Annotated in this window: 11 protein-coding genes; 8 read left to right on the forward strand and 3 right to left on the reverse strand. The window is 57.8% G+C overall.

The features are described 5' to 3' along the window. Positions 1 to 744: 744 nt before the first annotated feature. The 5 genes from QMG25_RS19765 to QMG25_RS19785 all read left to right on the forward strand — a co-directional run bounded on the left by QMG25_RS19765 (position 745) and on the right by QMG25_RS19785 (position 4,859). On the forward strand, positions 745 to 2,238 hold the full coding sequence (locus QMG25_RS19765; RefSeq protein WP_283462805.1) for a glyceraldehyde-3-phosphate dehydrogenase: 1,494 nt from the start codon (positions 745 to 747) through the stop codon (positions 2,236 to 2,238). A gap of 429 nt (positions 2,239 to 2,667) precedes the next feature. Beyond that, positions 2,668 to 3,171, forward strand: coding sequence for a hypothetical protein (locus QMG25_RS19770; protein ID WP_283462806.1), 504 nt, complete (start codon positions 2,668 to 2,670; stop codon positions 3,169 to 3,171). After that, positions 3,147 to 3,716, forward strand: coding sequence for a putative transposase (locus QMG25_RS19775; protein ID WP_283462807.1), 570 nt, complete (start codon positions 3,147 to 3,149; stop codon positions 3,714 to 3,716). The genes QMG25_RS19770 and QMG25_RS19775 overlap by 25 nt, the downstream gene beginning before the upstream one ends. Positions 3,717 to 3,880: 164 nt before the next feature. Next, the gene (locus QMG25_RS19780) at positions 3,881 to 4,471 is read left to right on the forward strand and encodes a hypothetical protein (protein WP_283462808.1); all 591 of its coding nucleotides are present in this window, start codon (positions 3,881 to 3,883) and stop codon (positions 4,469 to 4,471) included. Positions 4,472 to 4,673: 202 nt separating this feature from the next. After that, entirely contained in the window at positions 4,674 to 4,859 is a 186-nt protein-coding gene (locus QMG25_RS19785; RefSeq protein WP_283462809.1) for a hypothetical protein, read from the forward strand. A gap of 169 nt (positions 4,860 to 5,028) precedes the next feature. Here QMG25_RS19785 and QMG25_RS19790 read toward each other — a convergent pair whose 3' ends face one another. The 3 genes from QMG25_RS19790 to QMG25_RS19800 form a co-directional block, all read right to left on the reverse strand. After that, positions 5,029 to 5,160 (reverse strand): putative transporter small subunit, encoded by a 132-nt coding sequence (locus QMG25_RS19790; RefSeq protein ID WP_283462810.1) that lies wholly within the window; start codon positions 5,158 to 5,160, stop codon positions 5,029 to 5,031. Positions 5,161 to 5,170: 10 nt separating this feature from the next. Then, the gene (locus QMG25_RS19795) at positions 5,171 to 6,829 is read right to left on the reverse strand and encodes a sodium:solute symporter family protein (RefSeq protein WP_283462811.1); all 1,659 of its coding nucleotides are present in this window, start codon (positions 6,827 to 6,829) and stop codon (positions 5,171 to 5,173) included. 577 nt (positions 6,830 to 7,406) lie between these two features. Next, the gene (locus tag QMG25_RS19800; RefSeq protein ID WP_283462812.1) at positions 7,407 to 7,817 is read right to left on the reverse strand and encodes a cupin domain-containing protein; all 411 of its coding nucleotides are present in this window, start codon (positions 7,815 to 7,817) and stop codon (positions 7,407 to 7,409) included. A gap of 520 nt (positions 7,818 to 8,337) precedes the next feature. Between QMG25_RS19800 and QMG25_RS19805 the strand changes: the two genes are divergently transcribed. From QMG25_RS19805 to QMG25_RS19815, 3 genes are all read left to right on the forward strand, one after another. Further along, on the forward strand, positions 8,338 to 9,831 hold the full coding sequence (locus QMG25_RS19805; RefSeq protein ID WP_283462805.1) for a glyceraldehyde-3-phosphate dehydrogenase: 1,494 nt from the start codon (positions 8,338 to 8,340) through the stop codon (positions 9,829 to 9,831). Positions 9,832 to 10,585: 754 nt separating this feature from the next. Beyond that, complete coding sequence (locus QMG25_RS19810; RefSeq protein WP_283462813.1) at positions 10,586 to 10,948, forward strand: cupin domain-containing protein; 363 nt, start codon at positions 10,586 to 10,588, stop codon at positions 10,946 to 10,948. Between the two features lie 424 nt (positions 10,949 to 11,372). Continuing rightward, positions 11,373 to 11,634: NAD(P)-binding domain-containing protein (locus tag QMG25_RS19815; protein ID WP_283462814.1), on the forward strand; the 262-nt coding region annotated here is incomplete at its 3' end.

Here is an 11,634-nt window from a genome sequence, read left to right on the forward strand (position 1 = left end):
TTGCCCGCCGCACGCGGCAAGGGCCAGCCCGGCCGGTTCCTGCATGCCCTCCAATGTCTCCTGATCCATCCAAACAGCCTATCACATCTCAACTGATTTCTGATCATCTTAAGCAAAGAAAAACCCCACAATCGCGGGCTTCATCCCACGTACTTGCGGAGGTCTGAGCCTGGTAACGACTTTAACGGCGAGAAACTCCATAGGCGGCACCTGCCTCCACATTCATCCTGCCAGCCCAAGGCGATGCTCACTCACAGCAGCATATCCAAACAGGTAGTTCAAACCATCCCGAATCGGCGTTTCCGGCACCCCAAAATGACGGGACGATGGATGACAGGCCCACGAATGGAAGAGGAGTGAATCTTAGCGTCTTGAACGAACCCGCTTCTAGAATGCTAGGGCCAGGCAAGCCGGATATTCGCGACTGATGCCGGCCGCAACGGTTTGGTGTTGAGGGTGATCGCGAAGAGCATGACACATCTTTGCCGGAATGTGTCTGTTGCCGGAGGCACCACCTAGCCTTTCACCGCGAAGATGACCTTCGTCTTATCGCATCCGGTTCGAGCCCAGTAGAAAACCAGATACGACCAAGACGGCGGTGGCCTAGGAGCCCATCAATCGGCTCATCTCCTTGAAAACGACCGGTAGGCAACCTAGGTGATGAGACCTCAAATTCCTGCAGCTCTGGGGTGTCTCAGGAGCTGAAGCTCAAACAGATCTAACTTTTTTTGGAAAGGCAGCTCGATGCTGGATAGCTCAGATTCTTATCTCGATGCGTGGATGGGCCGGGAGGCCCTCGCCGAGGGCATGATTCCGGTGATTGGCCGGCTGTACCGCGAAAGCAACGTGGTCGTCAGTATTCATGGCCGGAACTTGATTAATTTATCCACTATGAACATCCTCAAGGCGCACCGCTTCGCGCGCCGGATCTCTAAGGACGAGTTACCTTTGGAGGAGACTGCCCCGCTGGTGGAAATTTTGGCGCACCTCGAGCTCGGCTCGGCTTCGATCGACATCGCGCGTCTGAACCAGAAGTTCAAGGAAGAGGCCAATGGTGCCACTCTAGAGGAATTCCTTCGTTTCGAGCTTGCTGAGATCGTTGGCAAGCGCGGCGGGGACGACCATACCGGTACCGACGTCGTGCTCTACGGCTTCGGTCGGATTGGTCGGCTACTGGCCCGCCTTCTAATCGAAAAGACCGGTAATGGTCAGGGCCTGCGCCTGCGCGCTATCGTGGTCCGCAGGGGAGCCGACAACGACCTTTCCAAACGTGCCAGCTTGCTGCGCCGCGACTCGGTTCACGGTCCCTTCGTGGGCACCATCCGGATCGATGAAGACGCCAATACCATCACGGCCAACGGGGTCCAGGTGCAAGTCATCTACTCGGATGACCCAGCCACGATTGACTACACCGCCTACGGCATCAACAATGCCCTGGTAGTAGACAACACAGGTCGCTGGCGTGATGCTGAAGGATTGTCCCAGCACCTTCAGAGTGCGGGGGTTGCAAGGGTACTGCTCACCGCTCCGGGCAAGGATGACTTGAAGAACATCGTCCACGGCATCAACCACGGCACTATCGTGGACACGGACCAGATCGTGTCCGCGGCGTCCTGTACCACGAACGCCATTACCCCCGTTTTGAAGGCCATCAATGACAGGTTCGGAGTGATTCACGGCCATGTGGAAACTGTCCACTCGTTCACCAATGACCAGAACCTGATCGACAACTTCCACGCGGGTGAGCGGCGGGGCCGATCCGCCGCGTTGAACATGGTGATTACCGAAACCGGCGCCGCCACGGCAGTAGGCAAAGCGCTGCCTGAATTGCTGGGCAAGCTCACGGGTAGCTCTATCAGGGTCCCCACGCCGGACGTTTCCTTGGCCATCCTCAACCTCAGCCTCGAAACCGGAACCACCAAAAACGAGGTCAACGACTACCTTCGTGAGATGTCGCTGCACTCGGAACTGCGCAAGCAAATCGACTACATGAACTCACCCGAGATGGTATCTACCGACTTCGTCGGTTCTCGTCGAACCGGCACCGTGGACGGCCTTGCCACTATTTCCACAGATAGGAACCTGATCCTCTACCTCTGGTACGACAACGAGTTCGGTTACAGCTGCCAGGTAGTCCGCGTCATGGAGGAAATGGCCGGCATTAACCGGCAGTCCTTCCCAGCGACAGATGTCGTTCAGGAAGCCATGTCGGTGCTCGCCGCCCTAGAATCAGCCTAAACCCGCACACCACTCATGTAACAGGGCGGAACGAATGAAAGACCGGCCAGTCGTCGACCTTTGATTGGAAGTTGTCTAAAACGACCAAGTTTCAGAGCGAATGAGCCCAAAGAAAGTGACTGTATCCATGCCGATAGACGCCACAACCGTTGTGGCGTCATCTGGTTTTTGTCTGCCAAGTTCGATCCGGCGGGCTTCTCCTCGGTGGCCATACGCGCGCAAACTCAGGACTCTGGATATGGGTTCGCGGCGGGTTCGGTGGTTCGTTGATTTTCCGGCGCTCTTGGTCGTCTTTTGGTGTTAATTTTGCCTCATTTGCGATACAACGATTGTATGAATCTCGTATGTTTGCTGTGGGTGGGATGATGGGCTTAATGACCGCACAACTACTACTTTCGATGCCCATGGCAGCCGGCTCCATAGCGCTGGGTGCAGCTGCGTCCCTGGTGGGGGACAGCGACGGGGTCGGGGCTTTTCCGCGGACGGCTTGCCTACTCCCGGGACGCCGAGGACGTGGTGAACCGCCGTTTTGCTGCGGCGACGCTGGCTGACCTCAAGGCTGCCACCCCGGGCACGATTGCCGCCGGGTTCGGTGTTGCAGTGGTGACGTTGTGGCGGTGGCGCCTGCAGCTGGCCGCTGCGGGTGTCGCTGGCCTGATCCCGGAGTCGATGGGCCCGAAGGGCTCATCGCGGGTGAGTGCGGAGGGGAAGGACCGCATTGTCTCGGTGCGTGCATCGGGCCTGTCCTTGCGTGCGGTCGGAACTGCCGTGGGTGTCTCTGAGTTCAGTGTCCCCGGGGCCCTGAAAGTCGCCGATGAGCAGGGCGCCCGGGAAGCGAAGACACCCTCCCCGGCCTTATCGGCAACACCGGATTCAGCGGAGTCCAATAGCGAACCACTGCTGCCAGAATGCCGATGCTACCGTCCGCGGTAGTCAGGTCCGGGGAACGGGCAGCGGCTAGGGCCGGGCTTCTTGCGGCTGCTTCCCCGGTGTTCTTCCCGGCAGCCCGCATCCGGCACGCCGGACTGTTCCTGGCCTTCCCCGCGTTGGAAACCACCGTCCTGCTCAGCTGCGCGAAAGCTGTGTATTCGGCGTTGCCGGAGGGCTTCTACGGTCTGGAAACGATCCTCATCGATGCGGTTCTGCAGGCACTCGCTGGGGAAGCCGGCGCCGAGGGTGCAACCCGGTTCGACCCGAAAGAACTCGGGCGGATGCTGGGCATGGACAGGGCCCCGGAAGTGAAAATCATCCGCCGCAAGTTCAGCCAGCTCGCCGCGAGTGTAGAGGCCGAGGAGCTGATTTCGGCCCTGGCATCCCGCCACCTCACAGCCACTGGTCCCGTTGGGGAGAACTTGGCCGCGATCTTGTATCCAGACGGGCACGTGCGCGCCTACCAGGCACCAAAAAGATCGGAAAACTGCACTGCACTCCACCCGGTTGAAGTTCCCGGTCTCGGCAACCGAGCAAACCTGGGTTAGTGACGCGCACGGTTCACCCGTGTTTGTCGTCATGGTCGAACCCGGGCATCCTTGGCCGCCGAGCTGCGCCGACTCCTGCCAGAACTCCGCAAGACGATAGGGGATGAACGACGGGTGCAGGTCGGCTTTGACCGCGGCGGCTGGTCCCAGCGTTGTTCAAACACATGGACGCCCAAGGCTTTGACGTGCTGACCCGGCGCAAAGGTAACACCTCCGACATCGAGGCGAAGCTGTTCACCGAGGTCTCCCACACCGATGAACATGGTGAAGTCAAGACGAGGTCAGTGGCGGATACCCTCATCGACCTGCCCCTGGACACGACCAAGAATACCGGGGAAGTATTTGGCATCCGCCAGATCAACCGGATCGTTGTGGCGACCGGTGGCGGCACCCGGCAAATCCACGTCCTCACCACCGACAAAGGCTTGAGCGCCGGGGAAGTGGTGTATCGGTTGGGGAAAAGATGGCGACAGGAAAACCAGTTCCGCTACGTCCGCATGAACTTCGAGTTGAACTCCCTCGACTCCTACACCAGCACCGATGACAACGCAGACCGGATGGTACCCAATCCGGCCAAGGCCGAGTCGTACCAAAAAGTCGTGGCCGCCACGAACCATCACGGCGAAGCGGGCGCCGTGGCGGACCACAACCTGTTGGCGCTGAAAACTCCGGCAGAAGGCACAGCGAAGTCACGATCACCAGTGCCATGCACAACAATGCCATGGCGCCGCTCTGAGAGGCAGAGACAGCCCTGACCAAAGCGGAGCAAGCCCACAAAAAGATCCCTGCCAAGGTTCATCTGGGGGTATAGCGCCGGGCCAGCAAATCTTGGACACCGGGATCAAGCTAATCCACACCGGCATACGCATGACCGCCTACAATACCGCGATGGCAATCTCCCGGGGGATCTGTGCCAACACGGGCTACCAGCGCGCCAACTAGGAAGCCCACGCCCTGATGCGCCAAGTGTTCAACCGGTCCGGCGACATCGATCCCACCGACCCCGGCTACCTCACGATCACCCTGGACCCGCTACCCACCCAAGCCAAAACCGCGGCCATCTCCGAACTCTGCGAGCACCTCACCACCACCAATACCCGGTACCAAGGAACCGAGCTCATCCTCAAATACGCCATCAAATAACTGGACACCGCACTGCAAGGAATAAATCGCTAAATCCAGATCCCTGCTGATCCACAACGGGATTCCTTGGACTCCAGCTACCGCCTAAATCAGCTGAGTAGTTGCCACAAAGACAGGAAGATCCCCGGAAACCCGGGGACCTTCCTGTCATAACTAACGTTACTTCGGCCTAGATGATGGGCCTGCCTGCCTTCCGGGCCGCGGACCAGTCCTTGAAAAAGGCCCTACAGATGGTCCAGAGGACACCAGCAACAATAGTCGGCCAGATGAGTACGTACAGAGTGAGAAAGAAGGCTTCCATGATGATTTCCCTACTTTTGCGCGGATGCTGCTAGGTTGTCGAGGTCATCGTCCGGATCCCCGCGTTCGTCATCGGGCTGCGGGTCGTAATCTCCGATCCGCTGCTTGATCAGCGCGAAGTCGAAGTTCTGTTTGCTTCTGACGGACATCAGATAGCAGATGATAGTGCTGACGGCATAAGCCACCAGCGACCCGGTGAGCACAGAGTAATTGTGAAGGAATCCAATTACGAACGGGGCCGAGGCCAAGGCGGCAATGATGCTGGTGATCACGGCCGGTTTCAGCCCGAAGAAGCCGAATGCCATCAGTCCTAGAACAATGCCGATTCCGACGACTGACAAGATGTCGAACAAGATTCCGGTGAGCCCGTCCATCGGGATCCAGGAAAAGCGAACCGGTATGAAGACAGCAAGGGCGACGATCACCGACGTCGTAAAGGCCCTGTTGGTCACCTTGCCCCAGTAGAAGCTCGCGATGACTGGAAAGACCAGTGCACCCCAGAGTGCGCCGACAAATACCAAGAGATCGAGGATGTTCATTTGCTGGCTGGCAAAAATTAGCGCGGCGGCGGTGGCCACGATCATCGTGATCCGGCCGATCAGCAGCATGGTGGTCGGATTAGGCTTCTTCGCCACGTTCGTTCCATAAACGTCTGCCATCATGATCGAGGACAGAGCCGACAAGTCCGAGTCTGCGGTTGATGAAAGCGCTCCGAGGATCATCACGAAGAATAGGCACAGGAGAACAGGCCCGAGGAAAGTCGATGCCATCTGCGGGATCAGGTTGTTGACGTCTCCGCCGGTCGGTGTCATTCCCAGGTAGAGAGCCATCACACCGATCAGGCCAACCCCGATCACGGTGGCGCCGTAGCCAACCGTCGCTGTCACGAAAGTCTTTTTGATCAGATCCTCACGCACGGCGAAGAGGCGCTGTGCAATGGTCTGGTTGCCGACCGCATACGCCAACACTGCAGCGATATAGGGCGCGCCCTGGTTCAGGAAAGCGTCGCTGGAGAAGAAATTGGACTGCTGAGGGGTCAGATTGCCTGCGCCTTGGACGAACATGTCCAGCCCTCCAGCGGCGAAGAACACTGCCGGAATGATGACGATGACGGCGCCCAGCATCGCCACGACCTGAGCAAAGTCTGTCAGTATCGAGGCGCGAAAACCAGACCAGAGTGTGTATAGGAGAACGCCAACGGCAACGGTGAGGACGCCCTGACCGAAGCTGAATGGCGATAGAAGGGCGATCAGGGCGCCACCGGCAATGAAATTGGATGTCAGACTAATAACGCTGCCAACAATGTTGGAGCCGGCGAGCATGAGTTGGCTGGAGCGGCCGTGGCGAGCGTGCATCACCTCGCCTAATGTGTGGGCTTTCGGTGCAACCGCCCGGATACGTTTGCCGAACGGATAGATGAACAGAATCATCAGTGCGCCCCAGAGGCCGTAATGAATGGGCCCCGAGAGGCCGTAGGTGTATCCAGCGGTTGCGGAAGCGTACATTGATGCCGCCCAAATCCAAGTGGCTGTCATGCTGGCCGCGGAAATTCCAAACCCCACATTGTTTCCAGCGGTCATGTAGCCGTCGGCGTTCTCTTTTTTCTTGCTGATATAGGCGGATACCAGCAGGGTCCCCCCATATACCAGAACAAGGAGCAGAATGACCACCCACCCACTTAGTTGATATAAACCAGTCTCATTAGGCACTGTTTTTCCTCTTCCGTTATCAAGTATCACGAGACGCCTTTGCGACTCGACCCAGGCGATCGCGCAGGCCTCCAAAGGGCGACTTAGGCCTCACGATCTTCGAATTGCATCAATGTGATGAAAGTGACTATATTTCCAAACATTGTTACTAGTTAGTGCGCATGTCAATCATTTATATCTATCAGCCATGTAGATAAAAAGAAAAGAAGTTAGAAATTTACTGCATAAAGGAGGAATGAATCCCCCACAATTAACGCCTTTTGCCCAAATGAAACGATAGGAAACTGACCGTGAAGGCACCTTAGCGGGGTAGAAGTGAACTTGTTCCTCAAGCACGGCCCGGCCTCGAGGGTAATCGGCGAAACCGTCACCAGCAGCGTCTCTCTATGCCGTCCGAAAACGCTTCAGGCCGTGTCTCCAAGAGCTATGAACTCCTGCTTCCCGCCGGAGGGGGCATGGGGCCTGCCTGAACGTGCACAAATTCATTTGTTTCCTGGACACCTGTAGGCGTCCTTTCCAGTAGGGGGTATATCTGGGCTCAGATTTCGGAGTATCGGAACGAGTGTGACTCCGCGCCTTCGGGGTTGGGGCCGTAAATGGTGACCATCCGCGCGTAAACGGGAGCACTGTAGCGGCCCAGCCGGCCGGGATTGACCCGTGCCGAGTCGCCCGGTTTCAGGATGACGGTCTTGCCGTCGCTTTCGATGTGGAGTTCGCCTTCCAGTACGTAAGCAGTCTCGCTGTGCGGGTGAAAGTCCTCCCAGGCACAGGCCTCCAGTTCCCACTCCGAGAGGATGAAGTCATCCCATCGGCCGGTGGGGTGGGAATTTATGAACCTGCAGCGCAATTGACCCCACTCGCCCTTCAAGGCCTTCATGGACTCCGCTGGCCACACATCGATCGCTTCCTCCGTCGTCGAGGCCGCGGGCTGAGGGGTGGTTGTAGTCATTAGTCTCTACCGTTTCTGTAGTGGGGAAGCCGCTCTGCGGTATGCGATGGTGCGTCTGAATGACATTGCACCAACGTGATTTGCGCCACTGCAATGTGACTACTTTCACATGGGTGAACGTATGAGTCAAGGGTTCATGATGAATCAATATGCTGGGTCCAAGGGGACAATCAGAGCATTTTCCTATCCGTTGGGGTAGTTTCTACCATCACAAGTTAGCGTTTCCCCTACCCGTTAGGTCGGGGATGATGGATGGCAGACCGTGTTGAAGGAGAGAAGTAAATTTGAGCGTCATGGACGAACCCGCCTCGGAAGTGACGGGAGAAGCGGTCGCCAGCTACGTTCCTTTTGTCCCGGGGATGGGGGTGCCGACGCAGGCGTCGGCAAGAAGCAGTTGGTGGCTGTGTCCAAGCTGCAGGGCAGGGCAATTGGATATTCGTGGTTGGGGCCGCCTGCAGCTCTGGGGTGTCTCAGGAGCTGAAGCTCAAACAGATCTAACTTTTTTTGGAAAGGCAGCTCGATGCTGGATAGCTCAGATTCTTATCTCGATGCGTGGATGGGCCGGGAGGCCCTCGCCGAGGGCATGATTCCGGTGATTGGCCGGCTGTACCGCGAAAGCAACGTGGTCGTCAGTATTCATGGCCGGAACTTGATTAATTTATCCACTATGAACATCCTCAAGGCGCACCGCTTCGCGCGCCGGATCTCTAAGGACGAGTTACCTTTGGAGGAGACTGCCCCGCTGGTGGAAATTTTGGCGCACCTCGAGCTCGGCTCGGCTTCGATCGACATCGCGCGTCTGAACCAGAAGTTCAAGGAAGAGGCCAATGGTGCCACTCTAGAGGAATTCCTTCGTTTCGAGCTTGCTGAGATCGTTGGCAAGCGCGGCGGGGACGACCATACCGGTACCGACGTCGTGCTCTACGGCTTCGGTCGGATTGGTCGGCTACTGGCCCGCCTTCTAATCGAAAAGACCGGTAATGGTCAGGGCCTGCGCCTGCGCGCTATCGTGGTCCGCAGGGGAGCCGACAACGACCTTTCCAAACGTGCCAGCTTGCTGCGCCGCGACTCGGTTCACGGTCCCTTCGTGGGCACCATCCGGATCGATGAAGACGCCAATACCATCACGGCCAACGGGGTCCAGGTGCAAGTCATCTACTCGGATGACCCAGCCACGATTGACTACACCGCCTACGGCATCAACAATGCCCTGGTAGTAGACAACACAGGTCGCTGGCGTGATGCTGAAGGATTGTCCCAGCACCTTCAGAGTGCGGGGGTTGCAAGGGTACTGCTCACCGCTCCGGGCAAGGATGACTTGAAGAACATCGTCCACGGCATCAACCACGGCACTATCGTGGACACGGACCAGATCGTGTCCGCGGCGTCCTGTACCACGAACGCCATTACCCCCGTTTTGAAGGCCATCAATGACAGGTTCGGAGTGATTCACGGCCATGTGGAAACTGTCCACTCGTTCACCAATGACCAGAACCTGATCGACAACTTCCACGCGGGTGAGCGGCGGGGCCGATCCGCCGCGTTGAACATGGTGATTACCGAAACCGGCGCCGCCACGGCAGTAGGCAAAGCGCTGCCTGAATTGCTGGGCAAGCTCACGGGTAGCTCTATCAGGGTCCCCACGCCGGACGTTTCCTTGGCCATCCTCAACCTCAGCCTCGAAACCGGAACCACCAAAAACGAGGTCAACGACTACCTTCGTGAGATGTCGCTGCACTCGGAACTGCGCAAGCAAATCGACTACATGAACTCACCCGAGATGGTATCTACCGACTTCGTCGGTTCTCGTCGAACCGGCACCGTGGACGGCCTTGCCACTATTTCCACAGATAGGAACCTGATCCTCTACCTCTGGTACGACAACGAGTTCGGTTACAGCTGCCAGGTAGTCCGCGTCATGGAGGAAATGGCCGGCATTAACCGGCAGTCCTTCCCAGCGACAGATGTCGTTCAGGAAGCCATGTCGGTGCTCGCCGCCCTAGAATCAGCCTAAACCCGCACACCAGCCACAACTCCCGCGCTGAGGACCAGCGTCGAGGAAGCGCTTGGCTCCAAGGGCGGCGCAGATCCTCCTCACGCCTACGCAACACATCCATGATCGCGCTGCGCGTGGAAGGTGCGAGCAACCTTGGCAAAACCACTAAGCCTGCCCGAAACAACCTAAGGATGAGCGCCCACGTTAGGGCGTGACTGCTAATGCTGCGCTCGAATACTTTGCCATGTTTATAGGGTTCCTTGTCCTGGATGACTGGCTAGCGGTCAGTTGAGCGATTACGTTTGCGGTTGAGTCTCTGGTCATCCTTCCGCGGAATCCGCCGACGCCTCCCCGCTGACAGACGTCGCCATCGCTCGTCAAACGGGCGTAGTCGAGCGGCCAGTCATGCCCGGAGAGCGAACATAAACGGGATGATGGGCTAGGACTTGCGGCTGGGCAAGCTAAGTGACTTGGCAGGTGCCTTGGCTTTCCCATCGGGTCGTGGCTGCTTGTTCGAGAACTCCGATGGTCCGTTCCTTCGCCCGATCGAAGGGGTAGTTTAAACCATCCCGAATGAGCGTTTCCCCAACTTGCAAATAATAGGACGATAAATGCAGGCCCCTCTTACGAGGAGGGTACCTGCATTTAACCGATGTGAACGAGTACTACCCACTCCGGTTGCAGGTTCAATCGTTGCTTAAACGAGCCACGGCCATCAACACCTGCCCGTCGGAAATGATACCGGCGAGTAGCATTAGAAAGGTCAGTCCTAATGAGCATAACTTTCAATCCCAGTGAGCTCTTCGCTGGAGAGCTAGACGCGTCGCCGTTGGGTCCCCCGTTGGCTGAAGTGATAGGCAAAGAGATCCCTACAAGGATCGCCATTCCCTTCACCAGCGAGGACTCTCGCATCCTCTCTGGAATTTGGGAAGCCGAGCCAGGCCTCTCGCGGTGGGAATATACAGAGCGCGGTGAGGCGATCTACGTCCTTGAAGGTCGCATGGTTGTCACAGAAGATGGCAAAGAGCCCATCACTGTGAAGGCCGGAGATGCCGCCATCTTCCCCATTGGCTGGAAAGGGACTTGGGAGATCCAGGAACGAATCCGTAAGTTCCTAGTGATCTTCACGAAATAACAGCAAGCAACACAAACTGTCAGGCCTGGAGAGCGCCCCGGGCCTGACAGTTTGCATTTGTGGTCGGGCCTCCTCTGCAGCCCATCCACTTGCGGGCGGCAGTGTGAGAAATGGCTTGGAGAAACCCTGCCTGCAATGTGTAAACTCGTACGGGCCACGGCGAATGACGGGGGACCACCACACCTGGCCTCCCCGTGTATCAGGAGTCCTGAGCCACGGACTGCGGCTGAGAGTTGTATCGCCGCGAAGTGCCTATCCACTCCTAGGTAGTCCTCCTAGTCGGTTGGGGCCTTCCAACGGCAGACCGGTGCCGCAGGACAGCGTCCATCAACGCCGAACATTTTCGAGGGGGCACTAACCTGGCTCCGGCTACTCCCGGTCGAGCTGGCATAAACCCCATGAGCTACCTACCTGAAGGATGAATATGTCTGCACAAAATGGTTCTGCACAGATTGGCGTGACCGGCCTGGCCGTGATGGGCGCCAATCTGGCCCGCAACCTTGCCCGCAATGGATACACCGTGGCGCTGCACAACCGCTCGGTTGAAAAAACCGACGCACTGCTGGAAGCCCACGGCGACGAGGGCAATTTTGTCCGCGCGGAAACGCTGGCAGAGCTCGTTGAGTCTTTGGAGAAGCCGCGCCGGGTACTGATGATGGTCAAGGCCGGCGCCCCCGTCGACTCGG

The organism is Arthrobacter sp. H35-D1, from assembly GCF_030063185.1.
GTDB lineage: Bacteria > Actinomycetota > Actinomycetes > Actinomycetales > Micrococcaceae > Specibacter.